The sequence below is a fragment of the Pseudomonas sp. KH_046_2 genome, assembly GCF_057838985.1.
Window position 1 is genome coordinate 2516691 of record NZ_CM174480.1, and the last position, 24104, is coordinate 2540794.

22 protein-coding genes are annotated in these 24104 nt (G+C 59.3%); 5 read left to right on the forward strand and 17 right to left on the reverse strand.

Features of this window, described 5'->3' with window-relative positions:
• Positions 1-356: 356 nt before the first annotated feature.
• Positions 357-1358, forward strand: coding sequence for a hypothetical protein (locus tag AC3IX1_RS11470; RefSeq protein WP_489388805.1), 1002 nt, complete (start codon positions 357-359; stop codon positions 1356-1358).
• A 299-nt stretch (positions 1359-1657) separates the two neighbouring features.
• On the opposite strand, the gene AC3IX1_RS11475 is transcribed toward AC3IX1_RS11470, so the two are convergent.
• The 6 genes from AC3IX1_RS11475 to AC3IX1_RS11500 all read right to left on the reverse strand — a co-directional run bounded on the left by AC3IX1_RS11475 (position 1658) and on the right by AC3IX1_RS11500 (position 9373).
• Complete coding sequence (locus AC3IX1_RS11475; protein ID WP_489388262.1) at positions 1658-2008, reverse strand: copper-binding protein; 351 nt, start codon at positions 2006-2008, stop codon at positions 1658-1660.
• Complete coding sequence (locus tag AC3IX1_RS11480; protein WP_489388263.1) at positions 2005-5163, reverse strand: efflux RND transporter permease subunit; 3159 nt, start codon at positions 5161-5163, stop codon at positions 2005-2007. The genes AC3IX1_RS11475 and AC3IX1_RS11480 overlap by 4 nt, the downstream gene beginning before the upstream one ends.
• Positions 5160-6644 (reverse strand): efflux RND transporter periplasmic adaptor subunit, encoded by a 1485-nt coding sequence (locus tag AC3IX1_RS11485; protein ID WP_489388264.1) that lies wholly within the window; start codon positions 6642-6644, stop codon positions 5160-5162. Before AC3IX1_RS11485 ends, AC3IX1_RS11480 begins: the two co-directional genes overlap by 4 nt.
• The gene (locus tag AC3IX1_RS11490; protein ID WP_489388265.1) at positions 6641-7897 is read right to left on the reverse strand and encodes a TolC family protein; all 1257 of its coding nucleotides are present in this window, start codon (positions 7895-7897) and stop codon (positions 6641-6643) included. Before AC3IX1_RS11490 ends, AC3IX1_RS11485 begins: the two co-directional genes overlap by 4 nt.
• 100 nt (positions 7898-7997) lie before the next feature.
• Positions 7998-8339: a hypothetical protein gene (locus tag AC3IX1_RS11495; protein WP_489388266.1), complete on the reverse strand. Its 342-nt coding sequence runs from the start codon at positions 8337-8339 to the stop codon at positions 7998-8000.
• A 491-nt stretch (positions 8340-8830) separates the two neighbouring features.
• Positions 8831-9373 carry a DMT family transporter gene (locus tag AC3IX1_RS11500; RefSeq protein ID WP_489388267.1) on the reverse strand — a complete coding sequence of 181 codons (543 nt, stop codon included), beginning with the start codon at positions 9371-9373 and terminating at the stop codon, positions 8831-8833.
• A gap of 100 nt (positions 9374-9473) precedes the next feature.
• Here AC3IX1_RS11500 and AC3IX1_RS11505 point away from each other — a divergent pair, with 100 nt between their 5' ends.
• Entirely contained in the window at positions 9474-10379 is a 906-nt protein-coding gene (locus AC3IX1_RS11505) for a LysR family transcriptional regulator (RefSeq protein WP_489388268.1), read from the forward strand.
• 39 nt (positions 10380-10418) lie between these two features.
• Here the strand turns inward: AC3IX1_RS11505 and AC3IX1_RS11510 are convergent, their stop codons facing one another.
• The 3 genes from AC3IX1_RS11510 to AC3IX1_RS11520 all read right to left on the reverse strand — a co-directional run bounded on the left by AC3IX1_RS11510 (position 10419) and on the right by AC3IX1_RS11520 (position 12235).
• On the reverse strand, positions 10419-10838 hold the full coding sequence (locus tag AC3IX1_RS11510) for a VOC family protein (RefSeq protein ID WP_489388269.1): 420 nt from the start codon (positions 10836-10838) through the stop codon (positions 10419-10421).
• A 96-nt stretch (positions 10839-10934) separates the two neighbouring features.
• On the reverse strand, positions 10935-11657 hold the full coding sequence (locus tag AC3IX1_RS11515) for a hypothetical protein (RefSeq protein WP_489388270.1): 723 nt from the start codon (positions 11655-11657) through the stop codon (positions 10935-10937).
• Between the two features lie 71 nt (positions 11658-11728).
• A complete protein-coding gene (locus tag AC3IX1_RS11520; protein ID WP_489388271.1) occupies positions 11729-12235 on the reverse strand; it encodes a DMT family transporter in 507 nt (168 codons plus the stop codon).
• Positions 12236-12576: 341 nt separating this feature from the next.
• Between AC3IX1_RS11520 and AC3IX1_RS11525 the strand changes: the two genes are divergently transcribed.
• Positions 12577-12735 carry a hypothetical protein gene (locus tag AC3IX1_RS11525; protein WP_489388272.1) on the forward strand — a complete coding sequence of 53 codons (159 nt, stop codon included), beginning with the start codon at positions 12577-12579 and terminating at the stop codon, positions 12733-12735.
• A gap of 333 nt (positions 12736-13068) precedes the next feature.
• On the opposite strand, the gene AC3IX1_RS11530 is transcribed toward AC3IX1_RS11525, so the two are convergent.
• On the reverse strand, positions 13069-13494 hold the full coding sequence (locus AC3IX1_RS11530; protein ID WP_489388273.1) for a GNAT family N-acetyltransferase: 426 nt from the start codon (positions 13492-13494) through the stop codon (positions 13069-13071).
• Between the two features lie 131 nt (positions 13495-13625).
• Positions 13626-14114: a GNAT family N-acetyltransferase gene (locus AC3IX1_RS11535; RefSeq protein ID WP_489388274.1), complete on the reverse strand. Its 489-nt coding sequence runs from the start codon at positions 14112-14114 to the stop codon at positions 13626-13628.
• A 192-nt stretch (positions 14115-14306) separates the two neighbouring features.
• Between AC3IX1_RS11535 and AC3IX1_RS11540 the strand changes: the two genes are divergently transcribed.
• The gene (locus AC3IX1_RS11540; protein WP_489388719.1) at positions 14307-14693 is read left to right on the forward strand and encodes a YkvA family protein; all 387 of its coding nucleotides are present in this window, start codon (positions 14307-14309) and stop codon (positions 14691-14693) included.
• Positions 14694-15055: 362 nt separating this feature from the next.
• Positions 15056-15625 (forward strand): hypothetical protein, encoded by a 570-nt coding sequence (locus tag AC3IX1_RS11545; RefSeq protein ID WP_489388275.1) that lies wholly within the window; start codon positions 15056-15058, stop codon positions 15623-15625.
• 324 nt (positions 15626-15949) lie between these two features.
• On the opposite strand, the gene AC3IX1_RS11550 is transcribed toward AC3IX1_RS11545, so the two are convergent.
• The 6 genes from AC3IX1_RS11550 to AC3IX1_RS11575 form a co-directional block, all read right to left on the reverse strand.
• Positions 15950-16783 (reverse strand): DUF2950 domain-containing protein, encoded by an 834-nt coding sequence (locus tag AC3IX1_RS11550; protein WP_489388720.1) that lies wholly within the window; start codon positions 16781-16783, stop codon positions 15950-15952.
• A gap of 80 nt (positions 16784-16863) precedes the next feature.
• Positions 16864-18399 (reverse strand): DUF3300 domain-containing protein, encoded by a 1536-nt coding sequence (locus AC3IX1_RS11555; RefSeq protein WP_489388276.1) that lies wholly within the window; start codon positions 18397-18399, stop codon positions 16864-16866.
• Positions 18400-18555: 156 nt separating this feature from the next.
• Entirely contained in the window at positions 18556-19833 is a 1278-nt protein-coding gene (locus AC3IX1_RS11560; protein WP_489388277.1) for a peptidase MATCAP family protein, read from the reverse strand.
• 87 nt (positions 19834-19920) lie between these two features.
• On the reverse strand, positions 19921-22047 hold the full coding sequence (locus tag AC3IX1_RS11565) for a TonB-dependent receptor family protein (protein ID WP_489388278.1): 2127 nt from the start codon (positions 22045-22047) through the stop codon (positions 19921-19923).
• 110 nt (positions 22048-22157) lie between these two features.
• The gene (locus AC3IX1_RS11570) at positions 22158-22898 is read right to left on the reverse strand and encodes a Mut7-C RNAse domain-containing protein (protein ID WP_489388279.1); all 741 of its coding nucleotides are present in this window, start codon (positions 22896-22898) and stop codon (positions 22158-22160) included.
• 56 nt (positions 22899-22954) lie between these two features.
• Complete coding sequence (locus AC3IX1_RS11575) at positions 22955-24088, reverse strand: ATP-binding response regulator (protein ID WP_489388280.1); 1134 nt, start codon at positions 24086-24088, stop codon at positions 22955-22957.
• Positions 24089-24104: the final 16 nt, after the last annotated feature.

Sequence of the window (24104 nt, forward strand, 5' to 3'; positions counted from 1 at the left end):
AACGCCTCCTTTCACGATGTTGCCAGGAGAGCCAGGCAACAAACCAAGCATAGCTACTCATTGGTTATTGCTGCGCCCTCTGTCTGCTTTTTGGCCGATTGCTCAACGCGTGCCCTGGACCTGATATCTGGTCGTTGACACTTGGGCTGACAGGACTAATCTAAGTTGTGTGGGAATATTTCCCACGTTTCGATGCCGGCTGGCTCTGAGGGATCGTACGGATACCGCAGTGGCTCGTTAATGCTGCATATTTATGGCCGCGCCGGTTGGCTGGCCGCTCCAATGGGCGGCCGGGAACTCACTGGACATTGCGTTCGATACGGAGGTGAGAACGCAACTCCAAGCGGAGGTGCATCATGCTGCTCAAGAAATGTTTGTTGGCTCTGGCAATAGGCGGGGTCCTGTCGGCATCGACTGTCCTGGTGCCTGATTACATCAGTAGTTTCTCCAGCGTGTATGCCAAAGATGGTGGCAGCGGCGGTGGTGGTGGTAGCGGCGGAGGCGGCGGCGGTCACGGCGGTGGCGGCGGTTCCGGAGGCGGCGGTCACGGCGGTGGCGGCGGCTCGGGAGGTGGTGGTCACGGCGGTGGCGGCGGCTCCGGAGGCGGCGGTCACGGTGGCGACGGCGGAGGCGGCCACGGTGGCGGTGGCTCCGGTAGCGGAGGCTCTGGAGGCGGTGGTCACGGTGGTGACGGTGGTGGCGGCCATGGAGGAGAGGGTGGCGGTCATGGTGCTGGTGGCCATGACGGTGATGGTCGTGGTGGCCAAGGGCGCGGCGACGCTGACCATGGTGGTATTGCCGGGAACAAAGGCCCGGGCAATGCGCGAGACAACGACAACGCCAAAGACAACGACAACGACAACGACAACGACAACGACAACGACAATGCCGCAGATGCTGCCAGGGACGCGGCCAGAGCTGATGCCAATGCAGCCCGGGACGCCGCCAAGGCTGATGCAGATGCAGCCCGGGATGCGGCAAAAGCGACTGCCAATGCAACCAGGGACGCCGCCAGAGCTGAGGCGGATGCAGCCCGGGATGCCGCAAGAGCTGCTGGCGTATCGCGCGCAGAGGCAGATGCAGCCCGGGACGCTGCCCGGGCCGCTGCGGATGCAGCCAGGGACGCGGCCAAGGCCGACGCAGATGCCGCCAGGGATGCTGCACGGGCTGCTGCGGATGCAACCAGGGACGCAGCCAAAGCCGAGGCGAACGCAGCCAGAGAGGCTGCCAAAGCTGAGGCGAGGGCGGCCAGAGAGGATGTGGCGGACGCCCCGGATGCACCGGATGCGCCAGACGCCCCGGATGCTCCAGACGCACCAGACGCGCCGGATTTCGACACGGTTGAGGTGCAGAACTAGGCCCGCACGTTCGGCAATGAACACGGCAGGCATACCCGTCGATGACGTCCAGGGAGTTTGAAGGACGTATCGGCAATGAGTCGCAAGCCTTGAGGAATCGCGGGGCTTGCGACTTTTTTTTGAAGTCTGTCGCAGGTCTGAAACACTGACGAGGATGACGGAAGAGGAAGCGGAAGTGGACGGGTAAGCAATTGCCAGCCGTTCACAAAACCCGGAACCCTCAGTTTTTCCCGAGCCAGCGGATTTAATGGGTTATGTCCGGCACGACAAAACGTGCCGGACACTTCCACCACCGGAATTTATTTTTTAATGGACACAATCGAGGCGCTGTTACCCTCTAGCCGGAAGGAAAACGATACCCGGTCTCCAGGCATCAACCCCGACAACTGATCTTTCGCCGCGGAAAAGGCCATCGTCATCGGCGGCCATTGCAGGGCGGGAACGGCGCCGTGGGAGATCGTCACCGTAAGCTTCGTAGTATCGATAGCCTTGATCGTACCTTCGGCATTGGATACCGGAGCCTGTTTTGTTTCCTGATTCATCTGCATGCCTTCCATGCCGTCCATTTTCATACCCGGCATGTCCTGTGCGTGGGTAGAAAGTGATAGCGCGAGTACGGTGCTTGCGACTGCAGTCAGGGTCAGTTTCATACGACTTTTCCTTGAGGTGTGGTGGGTACAAGCAGGAGGTGCCGGCGGCGCATCAATCGATAGGCTGCCGGAATGACAAACAGGGACAGCAAGGGTGCCGTGACCATGCCGCCCACCATGGGCGCGGCAATGCGGCTCATCACCTCACTACCGGTTCCGCTGCCCAACAGAATGGGCAGCAGACCGGCAATGATGACGGCAACGGTCATGGCCTTGGGTCGAACGCGCTGCACAGCGCCTTCACGAATCGCCGCCACCAGCCCGCGTTCAGTGCTGTCACCGAGGTCTTCACGTTCGGCCCAGGCGTTTTTCAGGTAGAGCAACATAATCACGCCGAACTCGGCAGAAACACCGGCCAAGGCGATGAAGCCGACCCCCGTGGCGACCGACAGGTTGAAGCCCAACAGATAGAGAAACCATGCCCCCCCAGTCAGTGCGAATGGCAGAGTGGCCATGATCAGCAGGGCCTCATCAAACCGGGCAAAAGTCAGGTAGAGCAACACGAAGATGATCAACAGCGTGGCCGGTACCACCAGTTTGAGCCGTGCGTTGGCCCTTTCGAGAAACTCGAACTGTCCTGAGTAGCTGAGGCTCATGCCTGGCTGCAACCGGACCTGTTCATTGACGACCCGACGTAGATCGGCGACCACAGAAGCTATATCCCTGCCTCGAACATCGATGTACACCCAGCCTGAAGGCCGTGCGTTCTCGCTCTTGAGCATCGGTGGGCCGTCACTGACCTTGACCTTCGCTACCGTGCCAAGGGTGATCTGGCTACCCAGCGGGGTGTAGATCGGCAGTTGTTCCAGGGCACCGAGCGAGTCGCGCCACTCCCGTGGGTAGCGTACGTTGATCGGGAAACGCGCGAGACCTTCAATGGTCTCCCCGACATTTTCACCACCGATGGCACCGGCCACGATGGACTGCACATCGGCGATGTTCAGCCCATAGCGGGCGGCGGCCTTGCGGTCGATATCGACATCGATATAGCGGCCGCCAGTCAGCCGCTCGGCCAGGGCCGAACTGACACCGGGTACATCCTTGGCCACTCGCTCGACCGCCTGGGTGACCGCCTCGATTTCCGCCAGATTGGTGCCGGCAACCTTCACACCGATCGGGCTCTTTATACCCGTCGCCAGCATGTCGATACGGTTGCGAATCGGCGGTATCCAGATGTTTGTCAAACCGGGAACGCGCACCACGCGATCCAGTTCCTCCACCAGTTTTTCCTGAGTCATGCCTGCACGCCATTGCTCGTGTGGCTTGAACTGGATGGTGGTTTCGAACATTTCCAGCGGTGCCGGGTCGGTGGCGGTTTCGGCGCGACCGGCTTTACCGAAGACGTGTTCGACCTCTGGAACGGTCTTGATCAAGCGGTCGGTCTGTTGCAGCAGTTGCGCCGCTTTCTGCGCCGACAATCCCGGCAGGGCAGAAGGCATATAGAGCAGGTCGCCCTCGTCCAGCGGGGGGAGAAACTCGCCACCTAAACGCGACATTGGCCATAGCGCACTGACAAAAACCAACAGCGCCACCAGCAGCGTGATCTTCGGTCGACGCAAGACTGCGTCCAAGGCCGGCTGATAGATTCGAATCAACCACCGGTTCAACGGATTCTGTTGTTCACTGGGAATTCGCCCGCGTATCCAGTAGCCCATCAGCACCGGCACCAAGGTCACTGACAATCCCGCCGCTGCGGCCATGGCGTAGGTCTTGGTGAAAGCCAAAGGGCCGAACAGCCGTCCTTCCTGAGCTTGCAGTGTGAACACCGGAATGAACGACAGGGTGATGATCATCAGACAGAAGAACAGCGCTGGTCCCACTTCAGTCGCGGCTTCGGTCATCACATGCCAATGATGTTCACCCTTGAGTTCCTCTCCAGGATTGGCCGCGTGCCACGCTTCAATCTTCTTGTGGGCATTCTCGATCATCACCACGGCAGCGTCGACCATGGCGCCGATGGCGATGGCGATTCCGCCCAAGGACATGATGTTGGCGTTGATGCCTTGGTAGCGCATGACGATGAAGGCAATCAGCACCCCCACCGGCAGCGAAATGATCGCCACCAACGATGAGCGCAAGTGCCAGAGAAAGATCCCGCAGACCAACGCGACGACGATGAACTCTTCGAGCAGCTTGTGGCTGAGGTTTTCCACCGCGCGATCGATCAGCTTGCTGCGATCGTAGGTGGTGACGATTTCCACCCCGGCCGGCAGACTGCTTTTCAGTTCGTCGAGTTTGGTCTTGACCGCTGCGATGGTCTCGCGAGCGTTCTTGCCGCTGCGCAAAATCACCACGCCACCGACGGTCTCGCCTTCGCCGTCGAGTTCGGTGATGCCACGGCGCATTTCCGGTCCCGACTGAATCGTGGCGACATCGCCAAGGGTCACCGGCACACCACCCGCACCCAACTTGAGCGGGATCGCCCGAAAGTCATTGAGCGTCTTCAAGTAACCGGAAGCCCGCACGATGAACTCGGTCTCTGCCATCTCCAGCACCGCGCCACCGGTTTCCTGGTTAGCCTTGCCGATAGCCTCAGTCACCTCGGCCTGAGTGATACCGAGGCTGGCTAGTTTCAGCGGATCAAGCTGTACCTGGTACTGCTTGACCATCCCGCCGATCGTCGCCACCTCTGCGACGTTGGGCAGCGTCTTGAGTTCGAACTTGAGAAACCAGTCCTGAAGCGCGCGCAGTTGCGCCAGGTCGTGTCCACCGCTGCGATCCACCAGTGCGTACTGGTAGATCCAGCCCACCCCCGTCGCATCGGGCCCCAACGCTGGTTTGGCGCTGGCCGGCAACCGACTCTGTACTTGGCTCAGGTACTCCAACACCCGCGAGCGAGCCCAATACAAGTCAGTGCCGTCTTCAAACAGCACGTAGACAAAGCTGTCACCGAAGAAGGAATAACCACGCACGGTCCTGGCGCCGGGCACCGAGAGCATGGTGGTGGCCAACGGATAGGTCACCTGGTTCTCGACAATCTGCGGTGCTTGTCCTGCATAAGGGGTGCGGATGATCACCTGCACATCGGAAAGGTCTGGCAGCGCATCGATGGGCGTGCTCTGCACCGACCAGATACCCCAAGCCGTGACGAACAACGTCGCCAGTAGCACCAGGAACCGGTTGGCCACTGACCAACGAATGAGGGCAGCGATCATGGCTGGCTCCCCGATTTGGCCAGGCGCTCGACACGCAAGCCATCGTCGGTCTGGCTCAGCGCGACCCGAACCTTGTCACCCGCCTTGAGACCCTGCATCAGCGCCGGACTGGCAAGAGGGAACGTCATTGTCATGCCAGGCATGCCCAGCGTCTTGAAAGGGCCGTGGGCGAGCGTAACTTCTTTGTCGTTGATCTCAACGATCTGTCCATCCGCCTCATGCAAACTGGCGGCTGCTCCACTGGGTGGTGACTCTTGCTCCGAGGTAGCAACAATGCCCTTGAGACTGGCCTCGGAATCGAGGAGGAACTGGCCGGACGTAACCACCTTCTGGCCTTCCTCCAGACCTTTCAAAATCGCCGTCTTGCCATCGCTTTCCTGCCCGGGTTGCACCTCCACCGGGCGGTAGCGGCCGGCGTCTTCGGCGAGCATTACCAGGGCACGTCGGCCAGTGCGAATCACCGCTTCGCTCGGCACCCACAATACACTTTGCTCAGATGTACGATTCAGGCGGACCTGCGCCGTCAAACCTGGCCTCAGGTGCCCATCCGGATTGGGTAGTTCCACCCGCACGCGAAGGGTGCGGCTGTCCTGATTGGTCTCGGGCAAAATCGCGCTGACCTTGCCACTGAGCGTTGCCCCTGGAAAGGCTGGCAAGCGCGCTTCGACTGCCTGGCCCACGGTGATGACTCCGGCATCCGATTCCGGAACGGCCACGGCCAGCCAGACACTGCTCAAGCCATTGACGCGTGCCAGAGTCTCGCCAGCCGCTACGGTCATGCCCGCACGTACGTTCAACTCTTGCAGCACGCCGCTGATGGGGCTGGTGAGGGTCAGGTTCGGCTGGACTTTGCCACTGCGCTCTATCTGGGTGATCAGAGCAGCCGGCATCCCGGTGAGCCGCAGTCGCTGGCGTGCCGCAGCCAGCAGGTCGGCATCACCGTTGCGCTTGAGGGCAAGGAACTCTGTCTGGGCGGCCGCCCAGTCCGGCACCAGGATATCTGCCAGTGCCGCATTGGCTTTGAGCAGATCACCGGGTGCATGGGCATAGACCCTCTCCACAAAGCCCTCTGTACGAGCCTGAATCACCGCGACATCCCGTTCGTTGAACGCCAGGACACCTGTCACGTCGAGGCTGGACTCAAAGTTTCCACGAGTGACAGTCGCAAAACGCAGACCGAGATTTTGGGTCAGACCCGGATCGATACTGACGGTCGCACGATCCTCGACGCCGTTGGCGTACTGGGGGACCAGTTGCATGTCCATGAAAGGCGACTTGCCCGGCTTATCGAACTTTTGCTGCGGGTACATGGGGTCGTACCAATACATTGCCTTGCGTTCGTCCGGCGAATTGAGTTTCTGCTCCTGGGTCGCAACAGGTGCCGCGCTCATGCGCTGGTGAGCGAACCAGTAGCCACCGGAAACACCCAATGCCAGCGAGATGCCAACCAGCAATGCCCCGTTCCATTTTTCAAGGATCATTGGCCGGACTCCCCATAAGCAAAAAACAGACGCGCACTGGTCAGTGCCCGCTGTTCTTCCACGTCGATTTGTTTGAGTCGGGCTTCGATGAGTTCACGTCGGGCGGCAACAACGGCGTTCAAATCGCCTTTACCGGCACGGTAACTGGCCATGCTGAGTTCGACCTTTTCCCTGGCCAGCGGCAACAGGCTTTCCTGGTTGCGGCTTACCGCACGATTCAGGCGCTCATAGTCAGCCAGTTCGTTTTCCAGTTGCTGAGTGTGCTCGCGTGACAGGGCTTCGCGCTCGGCCTCAAGCTGGCTGAGTTCAGCCTGTTTGGCTGCGATTTTGGGGTTTTGCCGGGAGTCAGGAAACAGCGGCAAGTCCCAGGACAATTGCACGCTGACCATGTCGCCGAACTGGCGATCGCGATGTTGATAGTCAAGCTCCCAACTCCAGTCTGACTTTTTCTCCGACTCGGCTTCACGGACCTTGGCTTGCGCTTCGCGGGTCATCGGTGCAAACGCTGCCAACTCGGGGTGGTGTTGCAGTTTATGGGCGTAGCTAGAGGAATCGACAGGCCACTGCGGCAAGCTGCCCACAGGCTTGTCGTTGGCGGCGGAGCCAATCCAGCGTTTGAGGGCCGCTCGGGCCTGCGCTCTCTGGAGAACCAGATCGTCCTGTTGCTCCGCCAGTCGAGCCGCTTCTTGCTTGGGCGTCACCGCATCGGCGGGTTGAGCGCGGCCACCGGCAATCTGGGCCCGGATGGTATCGGTCAGCAAACGGTTTTCTTTGTAGAAGTCCTGGAACAGCGCATCTTTGCGCTCGATCGAGTAGCTGCTGATCCAGGCCAATGCCGTGGATTGGCGTACGTTCAGTCGTGCAACCCGACGCTCGGCGGCAGCGCGATCAACGGCGGCGTTGGCGACTTCGATTCGAGCTTTGCGTTTGTCACCGTTAGGCATCTCTTGTCTGACCCCGACCATTTGCATGGTCATGAAGTCGTCGTTGATGCTCCAGCGATCCGGGCCGCCGATGGGGTAGTTCTGCACACCTGCCAGCAACTTGGGGTCAGGTAATTCACCCGCTGGAATAGCCGCACTACTGGCAGCCTGAATCTTGGCATCTTGTGCAGCCAGCGACGGCGCATTGTTTTCGGCCAGCCGCAGCGCTTCATCGAGTGTCAATGCGGCAGCGAAGCTCGGCAATGCCAGTACGCTTGCCGCCAGACCGGCCACGAGGGACCAACCTGTGCAATAGCACTTGGAGTTCATGTTTACGATTCCTGTGATCATCCACTGCACGCGTCAAAAAGACATGCGCACAGCCAGTCCATCCCGCTAATGCGCAATGAGGCTCAATGTTGGACAGGAATCAAACGCGAGGCGGTCGCCATACCCCGGACGGGGTCTGCACGGGCAGGGAAGCGCTGAAGAAGGAAAGCACTACGGGGTTGAACACGGTTACAGGAGGTTTGAAGATAGAGACTTGCAGCATGCCGCCCGTCTTGCATTCCTGGCCCGGCTTACAAGGTTTGCCGTGCTCGGAAGGGCTTTTCATATCGTTGCAGCAGTCCATCCCCATGTCGTCCATCATCGCCATGCCCATCGACTTCATCGGGCATGGTTCTGTGGGCGCCTGAACACCCGCCATTCCGCTGAGGGGAAGCGTCAAGCTGATCATGAAGATGATGCAAAACCGCAGATAGCGTTTCATGGGCTGGAGTGTAGTCGCTGAAAATTGCTCTTACAATTGGATGCTTTTTCTCAGCAGCCTGCCGACGGCCCTGATTCGGGGCGATATCACCGTACCTGAATTAAGCCAGCATTATCGCTAACATTTGATTTGTGCAGCATTGAGCGTGAAGGCGACTGCCGGTATTGGCCGTTTGCAACTCATAGCAGCAGATTCCAACCGGCCAAATGCGCATTCAGCGTCGATCAACAGATGAACGATCAAACCACCCAACGTTTCTAACATGGCTTCAGGTGAGTCTTGGAATGACGCGCAGGTTGCTGGCTGGGTAATTGCTCAGACTTGCCCACCCATTTGCATTCGATCTGGCCACCGATTGCATCGGATTTGACCAGCATGCTTCGTGGCCCTGACCGGCAGAAAACGGCCAAAGCGGACGCCAGGAGCAGACCACTTCGATTAGCTGGATGTACAGCCGCCAGTCGACTCAAGCGATGCCCCTTGTATCCTTGTTAATTCAACGTATTTCTATTCGACGCTTGCTCTGTCAGCACTTCTTTGTCCTTCGACACAGCCTGTGAAACACCAGGACTGCTGAACTGTGCTACGACGAGGCCCAGCAGCATGATTCCCACACCCAAAAAGCGCCCAAAACCGACTGGCTTTTCCGTCAAACCAAGCAGGCCAAAGTGGTCGAGTAGCATCGCAGCAATCATCTGACCGGCTATTACAGACAGAAGGAAACCGCTCGCTCTGACTTTTGGAAGTAGCGCTAAGGAAGTAGCCACATAAACGGCCCCTGTCACACCACCGATCCACATCCACCACGGGCCGCTTACTGCACTTTGGAACTTAGGCACAGGTAAGCGCATAAGGATGGCCACTACCAATATCGCAACTACGCCAATGATGAGCGCGACGGCGGCTCCCCACAAAGGATGGCCGAGCATGCGTCCCAACGTAGCACCGCTAGCGGCCTGTACCGGAGTCAGCGTGCCCGCCATGAAGGCTGTCAGCATGGGCAGAAAAAGATAAAGGGCTGTTTTGCCTGGCATAAAGTTCTCCGTTAAACATGCCGATCAGCGCTCGGCGGGTGTGACAGTTCATGTGGTAAATTGATGAAAACCACTGCTTTGCGACTCGAGTATTCATTCAATGGATGAACTGCGCAGAATTGACCTCAACATGTTGGTAACGCTTCATGCGTTATTGGCCGAGAAACACGTCACGCGAGCGTCTGTCCGGCTGCATAAAAGCCAGCCAGCAGTCAGCCACGCTCTCGCGTTGCTCAGAGCCCATTTCGATGACCCTTTGCTCATACGGCGAAACGGGTCCATGGTTTTAACGGCGAGGGCACAAGCGCTGGCTCAGCCGCTTCAGGATGCTTTGGGCAACTTGAACTCGCTGTTGGGCGCTCCGTCATTTGAGCCATCAACGGCGAAGGGCCGTTTCAGATTGTCGCTATCGGACTATGCCGCGCGGATCCTTCTGCCTCGGCTTACCCAGAAGGTTCGTCAAGAAGCTCCTGGTATTGATTTGGCTATCAGCCAGGCAAGTCGAGAAATGATGATTTCTCAGCTTTTGGATGGCGAGCTCGACCTTGCACTGGGCATCTTTCCCGAGGTTCCGGATGCCATTGCGTTTCAAGATCTCTTTTGCGAAGGATTCATCAGTCTCGCCGATAAAAAAGTATTGCCCGCGCGGGGTGGTCTTTCACTGAACGATTGGCTATCTCGCCCGCATGTAATGCTCGCGCTTCGCCCTGATGCGAATGACGAGATCGAGCAGGCGTTGGCCGCCCGAGGCTTAAAGCGTCACATTGCCTTGGCTTTGCCCCACTGGAGCGCTGCGGTCGAAGTGCTTGCTGGTACCGATTTGATTCTTACGGTTGCCAGTCGCGCGGTAGGCCCGATGCGAAACCACAAATCGCTACGGCAATTCGAACCGCCCATTGATATCCCCCGATTCGCCTATCAGCAGGCTTGGCACACCAGAAAAGAGGGTGATGCCGCACATCGCTGGCTGCGTGAGGCAGTCTTCAAGTGCTCTCAGCAAAACTGACGACAAACCAGTGCAGCATGCCCGTCGATCTGGCGAATTTCATGAGGATTGCAGAGCAGGGCCTTTCAACTCAATTTGATTATCATCAGGGTCATTGAGATAGATCGACAAACCTGTTCCTTCTGCTCCATAGCGCATCACTGCCTTTTCAGCCGATACACCGGCATCAGCCAACTGGCGGAGAATGGCCTGTTCATCAAACGGCTCAACCCGAAGGCAGAAGTGATCGACGTTGTGTCTTTGCTTACCCGCGGGCTGCCCACCCTGACGACCGATCGGCCCGTTCACATCAACCAGGTCAATCATGGATGCACCTGCGCTCAGGTGAATCATGCCAAGGTCGTCACGGCGCTTTTTGACATCACACCCCAGTACAGATGAGTAGAAGGCCAGGCTGCGCTCAATGTCCTGCACCCGCAGAACAACATGGTCTATACGTTGAATTGAAAAACTGCGCATAACGATCTCTCCTGTCGGAACACTGATTTGAGTACCCATCCAGTTTCGAATCTTCAGATGGGCACTCTTCACGATGCGTGCATCAAGTTCGACGACTCAGCTGACCTTCGAAAACAGTTGAGGCACCTCACCCGAGAAGTCGACCCAAGGATTGGTATTGAGCAACTCGGCATGCGCCACGCTGGGTTCATCGAAGCGAATGGTGAAGCTTTCCGGCCCATGGGCGTAGGCAACAATTACGCCCTGGTGCGGATCCATGTAGCCAGCGTGCATGCCGAAGCCAGGATAGCTGAGGCGCACGGCAGGCCCTTCAGGATTGATCTCCTGCACGGTCAGACGCGCAAGGACGCCATCGGGCAGTACAAACATCCAGGTGAAAGCACCACCGGATACCACCGTCATCACTTCATCAATGCCCGCGCCGTTGTCCGAAGTGTTTACATGAAGACGACCATAACGATTCAGTGCCCATGTCCGCATCTCTGGAGTCATGGCTTTCATGTCGTAAACTTTTGGATAGGGCGCTGTATCTCCCTCGCGAGTACCCAGGTAGCCGCCACGGTGTACCTCAGGAGTACGGCCTGCGAGGTGGATTTGCTCCAGCAGTTCAGCACGGTTGAGACTGAATATCGAAAGCAGCTTGTTTTGATCTTCTTCGCTGATGGCGTTAATCAGCGATGCTTTGAGAATCGGCTTGGCTTCGTCGGGTATGGAGACAGTGCTGGCGCGCACACCTACGCTGCGCAAGACAGCGTTGACGCTATCGATACCTTCAACATCGGAACGGCCATCGCTGAACTGAAGTTTTACGAAGTTCATCTTTGTTTCTCCTATCGTGAGTCAGAAAGTTGCGGTTGCGTTGCGGGTTTGCATAAAACGGGTAAAGCGGGTTACTTGCTGATTTGTGTGGCGCTGTTCTCAACCGTTGGAGTGCCGATGCCCTGAACCAGCAACACACCACCGAAGATGAGCACGACCCCTGCCAGTCGAGTGAAAGTGATCGGTTTGTTGGCGAGTCCCATTAGCCCGAAATGGTCAACCAGAACGGAAGCTAAAATTTGTCCCGCTACGACGAGCAACAGAAATCCGCTAGCCCCTAGCTGGGGAGTGATGGCCGTTGCGCTTCCTACATACACAGCACCCAAAATGCCGCCGATCCATAGCCACCAAGACCCCTGCAAAGCCTTGCCGACGTCAGGCGCAGATACCCGCAGGACTAACAGTGCAATCACCACCACAACGGCACTGACGATCAGCGAAGTTAACGCCCCCCAGAGCGGGTGCCCTAACGCTCGGCCGACGGCTGCATTGCTGGCAGCCTGAAAGGGCAGGACTGCACCTGCCAGCAATGCGGTGCCCACCGGGATTAGTGCGAGAGCTACTACCTTACTGAACATGGCGTTCCCCTTTGGAGATGGCTGGTTTCGATGGACAAATACTCTCTAATCCACAGGAGTTATGGAAATCACATGTTTGCACATGCATTATTCATATGATGGATGGTTTAGGGAGGGAGACTCTGTAGCTCAGTAGCTATGAGTCGACTGAAAAGCCTGGATCTTCGACTTTTACTTTCAGGGGGTTAAAAGGTTGCCGACTATTTGTCGCACGCTTAAGTTGAACTGAAGTGTCCTGCTTTAAAAATCATCCATTGATATGCGAACCCACAGTCAGTGAGATAGACAGGGCAGACAGTGCTCTGCCATCCGTTGACAATAAGAGAAAAGGTTCGCATTCCATGCGCAAACTCGTAAAAATCCTGACCCTGGTTTCCTTCACCATCCTCGCTGCTCCATTCGCCACTCAGGCACAAGAAGCCCCCGAGGCGCAAAGCCCGGCCTTTATGGTGCATAAGTTAACGAACTTCCTCTACGCCATCGGCGAGCCCAACTACTAGTGCAACTCAACCGCGGCTGCTGCCAGGTTGCCCAAGCGGGCCACGCTCTCGAACACTTTAAAATTGTGCAAGGGGGGAAACGTCATTTCATCTCCGTAACAACAGCACTGCGATCAGAGCGGGAGCCCGACGAGGGCGAGCGCGTGTATGCGTACATCGTCTCGCAATTTGCTATTACATGGGTACCTTGCCGGCACTGACTTTCCATGTCGCGGCCTTGTCCCGATATGGAGTGAGCGTCAGCTTCTGGCCGATTGTTGCCTGTGGTGAGGGGCGGCACTCGATAGCTGCCCGCTACCAAGCGCAGCTATCGGCCCAGGATCCAAAACGCGGTCAGCATAACGACTTCTGATAATAGAGCCGGGTATGTCCCGGTGGATAATCTGCCAGGCGTCCGAATTCGGAGTAACCAAGTTTTCGATAAAACCCGGGTGCCCGAAAGCTGAAAGTCTCCAGCCAGATACCAATGCAGTGCTTTTTCCGTGCGACTTCTTCGGCCATGCGCATTAGCCGTTCTCCGATACCCTGGCCACGCATCGACTCGGGAACGCTGACAAGATCGATGAGCAGCCATCGATAAGAGACCTTGCCGTACAGTCCGCCAATGACTTCGTTACTGTCGGGGTCTCGTAGCAACAGGGCAAATGTTTCATGGGCGTCGTCCCCACCATTGACCAGGTTATGGGCCAGCAACGGGGTCAAGATTCCCAGCCGCTGCGCTTCCGTCGCATTTTCCGAAAGTTGGATTTCTACAGGCATGGCGCTCTCCCTGAGCGGTGAGTAACCGGGTCAACAAGGTAGCCCATTCCTGTCACCCCATGGTGGGTCAGTGAATACATCAAGTTGTCGGTTGTTTCAGATGGCCTGAATGGCCGCCTCTGGCTGTGTATTCAACCTGTCGAGTTTCTGCTGCGCGTCATGTGTATGAGGGCCGAACGGCCGTTTCCCAAAGAAGGTCGCTCCTCAATGGCATAAGGCACAAACCCAAGCTTGGGGTAGAGCAGCAGGCCTGCCGTGTTTTCGTTGAAACAGGAAATCTGCACCTCCTTGGCTCCGTAACGCTCGAATGCCAAGCCGGTCATCGTCTCTACGATAAACGTGGCCACTCCTTCGCCCCGAGCGCTCGGCGAGACGATGACATTGCCGATACAGCAAACGCCATTGCGTTCAGCTCGATAGAAATTGGCAAACCCAACGACAGTCCCATTGATCTCCACGACGGTAGAGTCGAAGCGTTGGGAGATCGCGGTAATCAACTGCGTTTCCGTTAGCGGGAAGTGCGCCTTCGGAAACATGAAAAACAACTCTTGAGCATTCTGAGGAAAGCCGCAGATCATTTTTATGTCGCTAGCCTTCACTGGTCTGTGGTTCAGTTTCATTGCTCGTCTCTAAGCTCCATGAATCAGTACTTTAGTGGAGTCCCAAGGCTAGCGCAGGGTGATGGAAAGCGATGGCATGTCCGCAAATGGCCGATTGTTGCCTTTCGTGAAGGGCCGCAGCCGAACCATGGCAGTCAATCACCCAAGGCGTTACGCTCGCAGGCACGCTCCTTTGGTACAGACAATTACGGTATGAAACACATACTTGATCGTTTACGTGGCTGGGCCAGAAAGCTCAAACAGCAAACGATGGTCCTCTGGTTTTGCTACCAGCATCCGCAAACACCCTGGTTGCCCAAGTGGATTTCGGTGTTTGTCGTGGCGTATGCGCTGAGTCCAATCGACCTCATTCCCGATTTCATTCCTGTGCTTGGATATCTGGACGATGTGATTATTTTGCCGCTTGGCATTCTGCTCGCTATTCGGTTGATGCCTGCACAGGTGCTCGAGGATTGTCAGCTCAAAGCGCGTGAGTGGGAGAAACGCCAGATAAAGCGGCCAGCGAACAGATTTGCTGCGGTGATCGTTATATTGGTCTGGCTCGTTGCTGCGGGTATTTTGGGAGCTTGCTTGCTGTGAGTTGAAGTCGATTCCCCACCGAACGGCCATGTTCGAATAATCGCTTCTGGCCGATTTCTACCTACCGTGAGTGGTGCTACTCAACCGGGTCAGGGCGAAGTTGTTGCTCAACCCATGCGTCAACCCTGATGCTCTTTTTTTGAACTCGAGCTGAAAGCACTTATCCAAAAAAAATGTGGGAATGTTTCCCATGCAACGATGCCAACTGGCTCTGAGGGATCGTGCGGATACCGCAGTGGCTCGATAATGCTGCAGATTGATGGCCGTGCCGGTTGGCCGGCTGCTCCAATGGGCGGCCGGGAACTCACTGGACATTGCGTTCGATACGGAGATGAGTACGCAACTCCATGCGGAGGTGCATCATGCTGCTCAAGAAATGTTTATTGGCTCTGGCAATCGGTGGAGTCCTGTCGGCATCGACTGTCCTGGTACCCGATTACATCGGTAGTTTCTCCAGCGTGTATGCCAAGGATGGCGGTAGCGGTGGAGGCGGCGGTGGTCACGGTGCCGGCGGCGATGGAGCCAAGGGTGGCGATCATGGTGCAGCAGGCCATGACGGTGACGGTCATGGAGGTCCGGGGCGCGGCGACACTGACCATGGTGGTGTAGCCGGGAACAAGGGCCCGGGCAATGCCCATGACAACGACGCTGACGACGCTGATCATGATGCTGACAACGATGCCGCCGATGCCGCTCGGGACGCTGCCAAGGCTGATGCCAAAGCAGCCCGTGACGCGTCCAGAGCGACTGCGGATGCAGCCCGTGATGCGGCAAAAGCGACTGCAGATGCCGCCAGGGATGCTGCCCGGGCCACCGCGGATGCCGCGAGGGACGCCGCCAAAGCCGTGGCGAAGGACGTCAGAGAGGATATGGCGGACGCCCCGGATGCTCCGGACGAGCCGGATTTCGACGCGGTTGAGGTAGAGAACTGAGCCTGCACGTTCGGCAATGAACACGGCAGGCATACCGTAGAAAACGTCCCGGGAGCTTGAGGGACGTATCGGTAAAGAGTCGCAAGCCCTGAAGCGTCGTGGGGTTTGCGACTTTTTTTCGGCTATCGTGCCTGAGGGAACATTTCTACAGACCCCTGAGACAGACTCGAGCCTTTTCGGCACAAGACTCCGGAGAGGTGTTGAATGGATTCATTTAGCGTGCGCGAGCTGAAAATGACTGACGCTCAAGCGTTGCTGGATTTCGAAATCCAGAACCGTTAACTGCTTTCAACCGTACTGAAGGCTTGTAGCAGGTCGCGCCTGCTACTCCTGATCTTCAGGTACCTCTTTCCAGCTGTCATCCGGATCGAAGCGCTTCATCGCCAGCGCCAGTTTTTCACTATCGGGCCCGAGGTCTTTCTCGAACACCTGGCCTTCATGGCTGATCATGAAACTCATCACGCCGGTGTCGTTGTACTTCACTGGCCAGGCGATCAGCGCAAAGCCCCGGCTCATCTTGTCACCGATGAGGTAACTGTAGGCGCCGCCCGGTGCCGAAGGACCCTGGCCATGAAGGATGCGGAAGCGGTAGCCGTGCCACTCTTCTTCGTCAATGGCTTTGCCGAACGAAGGACCCAGCGGGCTGATCTGACCGCTGTCGTCTTCCGCCCAGTAGAGTCCGTCGTGCTTGCCAGGGCTGCTGACGATTTTCTGCGCATACTCGAGTGCGCCATCATCGTCTCGATCCACCGAGGCATAGTCCATCTGGGCGTCGTGATAGGCCAGCACCGATTGCACCGCGGCAAGTTCATTGCGGCCGATTTGACGTGCACGGATCTCGGCACTGCCGGCCTTCATGTCGAAGCGCCAACCGTCCGCGGCTTTGGTCATGGGGATGGGCAGTGTCCAGTTCTTGCTGCCAACCGCCAGGATGGCCTTGCGGTCGCTGGCGTTTTCAATGTGGTGTTGCTCGCGGTATTGCTGCAAAAACGCATCTACATCTTCGCGCTGCACGCCTTCGCGGGGGATGTAGCTGTGCCAGTCGCTGCCCAGTAGCTCGGTCAGGCGTGCCTGGTCGGAATGTTCGGTGCCCAGCGCTTCGACAAAGGCTTGCGCGGCCTTTTCCGGGGTTGGAAAGGCCTGCTGTGCCGTCGCCATGCACGACCACAACAAACCGGCGGATATCGCCAGGACATGAGGGAGCAAGCCCGTGAGTCCCTTCAATCGAGGATGGTTGTTCAACGACGGCCCCCCCTTTGACGCGCTGGTGGATTGGACGGCCGGCTGACCTGGTGACCGGCCGATCGCGAGGCATTGGGGCGTTGGGCGGACGCCTGGCTGGCCCGGCCACGATTGGCCTGGGCGTTGGCCTGGGACGGTGAGCGTGCGCCGGCGAACGCATTGTTGCGGGCACTGCCGGCACTGGCTGCCGGTCGTTTATTCGCCGCTTGCCGCGTCTGTGCGGAGCCTTCTCTGCGCTGATTCAACTGGGCGCTCTGGTTCCTGGCCTGCTGGGTCTCTCTCCTGGGCTGCTGGTTCTCCCGGGTGTTTCTGGTCGTGCCCTGGTTTCTGTCCGCTGCCCTCGGCCTGTCTGCACCAGCCTGCAGCCGATCGCCGCCTGCGGTTGCGGACTGGAGTTTGCGCGTTTGATCGCGGGCTTCGAGATTGCTGGTGGCGGGCCGTTCGATACCGTGCCTGTCCATCGAGCTGCGGGCGTTTTCACGTGCCTGGGCGCGCTGGGCATTCTCTCCGCGATAGGCTTGACGCTGATTGGCGCCGTTCAGTTGCCGGCCGTACTGTGCGCGGCTCGCATTGTCTCGATAGGGCACGCCATTGCGGTGCACCGGGTTGTGTTGCCATTTGTTGTTGGTGATCCGGTTGTTGGCATTGATGTTGTTGTAGCGATTGACGTCGATGTCGACGTCGTTATTGCCCCAGTCACATTCACCCCACAACGATCCAACGATCGCCACACCGGCACCAAACGCGAGCCCGGCCATCAGCGCCTGGCCAGGGTAATAGGCCGGTGGCGGTGGATAGTACGCGGGCGGCGACGCCGGGTAGGGCCAGGTGCCGTAGGTGGTTGTCGGGTTATACGTGGGGACGTACACCACCTGCGGATCGGCAGGCTGAATGATGATGGTGGAGTTGCTGGCCGGGGCCGCTTCAGGGGCTGGAGCCGCGTTCGTGGTCGCCGGTGCCGGCGCCGCGACATTCTGGATCGTCACGTTCTGATACTGGTTGCTCTGCAGATTGCCGGCTGCCTGTGCCTGGCGACGCAAGCGTTGCGCGCTTTCCATGACATCGTCGGGCTGCGCCAGGAAGGCATCACCCAGGCGCTGGACCCAGACGGGGTCCTGCCCCAGCAGTACCAGAACCTGCGGGAAGGCGACCAGTGCCTGCACGCTCGGATCCCAGGGCTGGTTCGCCACCTGTTTGACCGCGTCGTCACCCTTGGCGTCCGGGTGGGCCTTGGACCAGTTGACTGCCTCGCCGACTTCCCCGGGATAGGTGGTGGCCATCAGAACCTGTGCAAACAGTGGGTCCGGGTATAGCGCAATGGGTGCCAGCATCTGATCCAGCTGTTCCTGGGTAAACACCGGATCCTTGGCCACCGGGGCGGCGGGCGCTGCCGTGGTCGCGCTTGCCGGTGCTGGGGCTGCGGCGGGTGCCGGAACCGGTGCGGCGGCGGTCCCATCCGTACCCAGTGCCAGGCACGAAGATCCGCTCAAGAACAGTACGGCCGACAACGCGTAAAGTAATGGATTGTGCATTGCACCCCCCATGGGGTCAGGCAGGCTTGAAGTGAGTGGATCAATCCCTTGCGGTGAAAGCCGTTTTTGAAAGCCACAGAGCCTAGCCTTGGCACCGCTTCCTAATGGTAGCAGTTGATTCGAAGAATCAAGGCCGGCTGAAAAACCCAGCGCCGATCACTGCGCGCTGGCATCGCTTTCATGTTCTTCGGCGAATGCCATGAACACCTTCAGGTCCAGCACATCCAGCTTGATCTGGGCGATGAACGCCGAGAAGGCCAGGTTGGCGGCCAGCAGGCGCAGGTCGCTGGCCCAGGCCGGAAGATAGACCGGCCCCTTGAGCCAGCCGGACTCGAACAGCGGCGCCAGGCGCACGGTGTCTCCCAGGCTGAGGCGCCCGGCAAACAGATGCCCCACCAGTTCCGGTCGGTTATCGCGGATTGCAATGCGCAGCAGGGTGTGGACGCCGAGCAACCCGGTCAGGTAAGCGGCATCCTTGGTGAACGCTGAGCCACCCCGCAGGTCGGCGCCGCGGAACACCCGTTGGGTCGAGCGGAAGGATTCCTCTTCTGTCTGCCCGGCTGCCAGAAAACCTTCGAACACCTGGAGGAAATCGGCACCCTCCAGTGCCTGCTGGACGGCGAGCACACGCAGGGCCAGGCGACGCAGGCGGTTGATGTCCATGCTGCCGGTGAACAGTTCAGCCAGGGTGGCAATGCCTTCCTGGGTCTGGGTCGTGCGGGGCGCCCCCAGGCCCAGGCTCGTCAGGTTGGGCTGGCGCGCGCCGTTCTGTGCCGTGGCGACATGCACGAAGGCCTCGTGTTGCAACAGCTGTTGCTTGTCCAGCTCCGAGAACAGCGCGCTGGCCCGCAGGCGAATGCGGCTCGATCCGGCGATGGCTTTGGCGGCCAGGTTCGGATCGAGCACGACCGTGATCTGCCCGGCGCCGAAGAAACGGTCCAGTTCCGGTTGAATCCAGGCGGCGAACGCCTTGGCCGGGATCTCGGCCGGGCAGGGTGGAATCCGCGCACCGCCCAGCAGGGCGTCGGTGGTCTTGAGGAAGAACCGGGCTGCGTCGAGCATGCTCAGTTGCAGGCGTGTGTAATAGAAATCCGGGCGCCGGTACAGCGCTGACGAATACTGGGTAAAGGCGGGAGTACCAATGGCCCCCAGCATGTGCCCGGCCGTGGCATAGCTACGGGCGGTCATGGCCAGGTAATTCCCGGCCGGATGCCCCACATCACACTGGCTGATAAAGGTTTCCAGGGCGGCGATGTCGGCGCTGTGGTCGCGAGGCTGCAACTCGACCCTGGGTAACTCGGCACGCCCGCCGCGCCATTTCGCCAGGAAGTCTTCCTCGATGCCATCGGGCCAGGACAGGGCATCCAGCACGCGGATCTTGCGGGTCAGGCCGGGCAGGGCGGCATCGAGTTCGGACAGGGCGGCGGCGCTCATGGAGATCTCCTTGAGGGACGAAGTGGCGTTACAAAAGCTTAGTCGTCGTGCGCGGTTGCGTGCGTTTGCGAAGACAGGTAAACGGCTTCAGAGCAGGCTCCACGACACCCCGAGGTACATCGCCATGCCCTCGCCTGGGGTGGATCGTGCCGCGTCCAGCCCTTTGTCGTCGTAGCCGGGCGTGACCGTGGCGGCATAGTGCTTGTCGGTCAGGTTGCGCAGGTCCAGCCAGGTCTGCCAGTCACCCTTGGGTGCGTTGTAGCCCAGGGTCGCGCCGAATATGGCGTAGGGATCGGCGTAGTAGCTGTTGGCGTAATCGACCGCCACCTTCGACCCCCATTGCGTGTTGACTGCGGCGAAAAAGCCTTGTGGCCAGTCGTAGCGCAGTTCGCCCTGGTAATAGTGCATCGGCAGGCCCGGCAGGCGGTTGTCGCCGAAGCGCTCATCGTCGCGGTAGTGGAAGTCACTGAAGGTATAGCTCTGGCGCAGGCTCAACTGGCCGCCATCTTCCGGCGACCAGAGGGGGCTCAGCAGGCTGGCTTCAACGCCCTGGTGCACGGTGGGGCTGGCATTGAGCTCGTAGGGCGTGGTGGCGTTGGCATCCGGCAACACCGAAAGCAGTTCGTGGCGCACCTGGGCGTAGTACCAGGCCAGGCTCCACTGCCCCAGCGTGCTGTCCCCGCGACCGCCGATTTCCAGGGTGGTGGCGGTCTGGTTTTGCAGCGTGACCGGTTGGCGCTGGGCGCCGGTGGCGACGCCGCTGCCTGCGGGGAATCGGATGTTCGAGCTATAGATCAGCGACCACGGGTGCGGTGCCTCGACCGAGCGGCTGAGATTGCCGAACAGTTGCAGGTCCGGTGTCAGTTGGTAGCGCAGGCCCACGCGCGGGGCGTAGTCCGAGTCGTGCAGGCTGGTCTTGCCACCTTCCTGCGGGTAGGTGACATCGCTTTCACGGCGGGTGTAGATCGCGGCGAGGCCGGTGGTCAGCCACAGGTCGTCGGCGATCTCCAGGTCATTGCCGACATGCAGCACCGTGTCCGAGCCCTGGTAGGTGAAGTTACGAATCAGCGTGCCCGGTGCGTAACCGGCGGTGTTGCCGGTGGGGATGCGCACGAACTCGCTGGCGCCGGCATTGGGCAGGTGTTTGGTCATTCGCAGACCCAGGGTGCTTTGGCTTTGCAGCCCCCAGAGTGTGTCGCGACGCTTGTAGTCGAACGTGCCGCTGACGTCCGTGTACGCCACCTTCAGGCGGTTGGGGCCCTCGCTCAGGTCCATGGGATAGTCGTGGTAGACAAGGCCGGTCTGGATGCTCGAATCGTCATCGATGTACCAGGTGGTCTTGTTGCCGATAAAGGTGCTGCCCGGCTCGTCGCGGCGGTCGTCCCGCGCCACGTAGGCCGGGTTGGCCGTCCGTGGGTCATGCTCGATGGAGTGCTTGGTCACGCGTCCCGCGAGGTCGTTGTCGGTCTGGCGGTGACGCAGGTAGAAGCGTGTTTCCAGGTTGGGATTGAAACGATAACCGAAGTTGGCGATGACCCCCTGGCTCTCGCTGGCCGTGTGGTCCTGGTAGCCGTCGGCATTGGCATCGGTCATGGCCACGTAATAATCGAATGCACCGAGCACCTGTCCGGAGCTGACCTGACGCTGCTGATAGCCGTGACTGCCCGTTGCGTAGCGTACCTGCAACTTCGGCGCGTCGTAGCCGGTATGGCTGACGTAATCGATGGCCCCGCCCAGGGCCAGGGCGCCCCGGTCGAACCCGTTGGCGCCGCGCAGCACTTCCACATGGTCGAGCCACAGCGGCTCCAGCAATTCATAGGGCGTGCCGCCGGGGCCGGTCAGCGGCAGACCGTCGAGCATGGTGTACAGCCCCGAGGCGTGGGCGCCCGGTGCACGGTTGATGCCCGATCCGCGGATCGAGATCTTCACCCCTTCGTTGCCTGCCGACTGGGCATAGATCCCCGGCTGGTACGCCAGCACATCCTGATTGCTGGCCACGCGGCCCTGCAACGGACGGCGCATGTCAACCACGTTGGTGCCGCCGGGCACCTGGGCCAGCCGGGCCCTGGCGTCCTCGATTCCCTGGTCTTCGTCGCTCTGGTCCTCGGCCCCGATCAGCACTTGCCCCAGCTCCAGGCCCTGAGCCTCGGTCATGGCCGGACAAACAAGGGCCAGGCCCAGCAGCGCAGCGGGCAAGGAATGAGGCGAGGGCATTGGGAAAACTCCAGACAGACACAAACGGGCAATGAACAGTGCGACGCAAGAAGGAACGACGGGAGCACATGGCAATTTTGTTATTTTTTTTTCCCGCCAAGGGCTGGCGGCTATCGGTTCAGCAGCGGTGCCAGCAATGCACACATACCGCGCCAGTGCGAACCCTCCCAGTAAACCCGCTGGCAGGCGTCGCAGCGCAGGAAGCGCGAATAGAGGGCGCCAATGCGTGGCGGCACCTGCGTCCGGGCCAGTTCCAGGCTGATCTCGTGCAGCGGCAGGTTGCAATGAAGGCACAGGCTGAATGGCCGCGCACTACGCGCCAGGTCGAGGCGCTCGTACATTTCGCGCAACTGCAGCGACGGTTTCAGGGCATGCACATAACAGCCGTGGCTGATGATTCGCCGCTTGAGCAGTTCGCGGTCGCGGGTCAGCACGATGCGTCCTTGCTGCGCAGCGATCTCGGCGATCTCGCCATCCTCGAAGCCATTGTCGTAGAGCGTGTCGAAGCCGCTCATGCGCAGCAGGCTGGCCAGCCCGCCAAGGTGCGCATCAGCGACGAAACGCAGCACCCGTAAAGGTTGCGCGCGAACCTTCAATAGTGGGCTGATGTCCAGCGCTTCGAACTTGGGATACACCGCCAGCCGGTCGTTGTCGAGGATCAACCGCTCCAGGCCCACCGACTCGCCGTTGAGCAGCACCAGTTCGACCTCGGTGTGCGGCACCCCGAGCGCTTCGATCATGTGCTTGACCGTCGCCCCTTGCGCGCACTGGCAGGTGAAGGGTTGCCGCCGCCGTTCGGCCGGCAGGAAATCGTTGAGCTCCTCGTAGAAGCGGAAAGTTGCACTGGTCATGTTGAACAGTATGGCAGGGCTGCAGTGTGGTTGTACTCGTGTTGATGCCATCCGGATCAATCGAGTGGCAGCGATATCGTTAGTCTCGTTCCTTTGTCCGGTGCGCTGTCGATCGTGAATTCCCCGCCCAGCATGCTGATGCGTTCCTTCATTCCCACCAGCCCGAACGAGTTCAGTTTTTTGCGATCCGTCATGCCTACGCCGTTGTCTTTGATCAACAGGTAAAGCTGGCGACCCTCCCTGGAAAGTTCGATATGCACCTGTGTCGCCTGCGCGTGCCGGGCAATATTCGACAGCGATTCCTGCACGATGCGGAACAGAGTCGTGGCGGATTTTTCATTCAGATCGCAACGGAAATTTTCGTCTTTCGCCGACATCGTGCAATCGATCGCGCTGCGCTGCCGGAACTCTTCAAGTTGCCACTCGATCGCTGCCTGCAATCCCAGATCGAGTACGGGCGGGCGAAGATCATTGATGATACTGCGGACACTGCGGATGGCTGTATCGAGGTGATTCAGGGCATCGCTGGCCTTTTCGTTGAGTTTGGGGTGCATGGTACTGGTGCGCGCCTGCAACATGGAGACATCGATTCGCAACGCCAGCAGACTCTGTCCCAGTTCGTCATGGATGTCGCGTGCGATCCGCTTTCGCTCTTCTTCCTTGATGTGCTCCTGATAGGAGGCCAGTTCGCGCAGCAGCAGCTTCGATTGCAGCAACTCTTCGGCCTGCATCGTCAGTTTGCGCTGCAAGTAGAACAGGTCGACAAACACCTGGATCTTGGCGCGAAGAACCTCGGCCACAATCGGCGAGAAGATGTAATCCACTGCGCCGGACGTATAACCGCGGAAACGCTCGGAATCCGTGTCGGCCTCCGCTGTGACGAAGATAATGGGCGTGTGGGCCGACTTCGGGCGGCCGTGAATGAGTGCCGCGGTTTCAAAACCGTCCATCACCGGCATTTTCACGTCGAGCAGAATGACGGCGAAGTCGCGCTGCAATAGCAGGCGCAGCGCCTCGCGCCCGGAAGTCGCCGTGGCAATGTCGAGGCCCATGTCGGCAATCACCGCGGCGAGCGCCGTAAGCTTGGCGGGATTGTCATCCACCAGCAACACGGATGCTGGCACGCCATCAGGCGGGAGCGGGTGCCGCACCTGGACTCTCTCATTGAATACTGGAGGTTCCTGCTGCATGTTTATGCCACTTCTG

Coding starts and splice junctions, on each gene's coding strand:
- AC3IX1_RS11470 (WP_489388805.1), top strand. CDS start 357: ATGCTGCTCAAGAAATGTTTGTTGGCTCTGGCAATAGGCGGGGTCCTG.
- AC3IX1_RS11475 (WP_489388262.1), bottom strand. CDS start 2,008: ATGAAACTGACCCTGACTGCAGTCGCAAGCACCGTACTCGCGCTATCA.
- AC3IX1_RS11480 (WP_489388263.1), bottom strand. CDS start 5,163: ATGATCGCTGCCCTCATTCGTTGGTCAGTGGCCAACCGGTTCCTGGTG.
- AC3IX1_RS11485 (WP_489388264.1), bottom strand. CDS start 6,644: ATGATCCTTGAAAAATGGAACGGGGCATTGCTGGTTGGCATCTCGCTG.
- AC3IX1_RS11490 (WP_489388265.1), bottom strand. CDS start 7,897: ATGAACTCCAAGTGCTATTGCACAGGTTGGTCCCTCGTGGCCGGTCTG.
- AC3IX1_RS11495 (WP_489388266.1), bottom strand. CDS start 8,339: ATGAAACGCTATCTGCGGTTTTGCATCATCTTCATGATCAGCTTGACG.
- AC3IX1_RS11500 (WP_489388267.1), bottom strand. CDS start 9,373: ATGCCAGGCAAAACAGCCCTTTATCTTTTTCTGCCCATGCTGACAGCC.
- AC3IX1_RS11505 (WP_489388268.1), top strand. CDS start 9,474: ATGGATGAACTGCGCAGAATTGACCTCAACATGTTGGTAACGCTTCAT.
- AC3IX1_RS11510 (WP_489388269.1), bottom strand. CDS start 10,838: ATGCGCAGTTTTTCAATTCAACGTATAGACCATGTTGTTCTGCGGGTG.
- AC3IX1_RS11515 (WP_489388270.1), bottom strand. CDS start 11,657: ATGAACTTCGTAAAACTTCAGTTCAGCGATGGCCGTTCCGATGTTGAA.
- AC3IX1_RS11520 (WP_489388271.1), bottom strand. CDS start 12,235: ATGTTCAGTAAGGTAGTAGCTCTCGCACTAATCCCGGTGGGCACCGCA.
- AC3IX1_RS11525 (WP_489388272.1), top strand. CDS start 12,577: ATGCGCAAACTCGTAAAAATCCTGACCCTGGTTTCCTTCACCATCCTC.
- AC3IX1_RS11530 (WP_489388273.1), bottom strand. CDS start 13,494: ATGCCTGTAGAAATCCAACTTTCGGAAAATGCGACGGAAGCGCAGCGG.
- AC3IX1_RS11535 (WP_489388274.1), bottom strand. CDS start 14,114: ATGAAACTGAACCACAGACCAGTGAAGGCTAGCGACATAAAAATGATC.
- AC3IX1_RS11540 (WP_489388719.1), top strand. CDS start 14,307: ATGAAACACATACTTGATCGTTTACGTGGCTGGGCCAGAAAGCTCAAA.
- AC3IX1_RS11545 (WP_489388275.1), top strand. CDS start 15,056: ATGCTGCTCAAGAAATGTTTATTGGCTCTGGCAATCGGTGGAGTCCTG.
- AC3IX1_RS11550 (WP_489388720.1), bottom strand. CDS start 16,783: ATGGCGACGGCACAGCAGGCCTTTCCAACCCCGGAAAAGGCCGCGCAA.
- AC3IX1_RS11555 (WP_489388276.1), bottom strand. CDS start 18,399: ATGCACAATCCATTACTTTACGCGTTGTCGGCCGTACTGTTCTTGAGC.
- AC3IX1_RS11560 (WP_489388277.1), bottom strand. CDS start 19,833: ATGAGCGCCGCCGCCCTGTCCGAACTCGATGCCGCCCTGCCCGGCCTG.
- AC3IX1_RS11565 (WP_489388278.1), bottom strand. CDS start 22,047: ATGCCCTCGCCTCATTCCTTGCCCGCTGCGCTGCTGGGCCTGGCCCTT.
- AC3IX1_RS11570 (WP_489388279.1), bottom strand. CDS start 22,898: ATGACCAGTGCAACTTTCCGCTTCTACGAGGAGCTCAACGATTTCCTG.
- AC3IX1_RS11575 (WP_489388280.1), bottom strand. CDS start 24,088: ATGCAGCAGGAACCTCCAGTATTCAATGAGAGAGTCCAGGTGCGGCAC.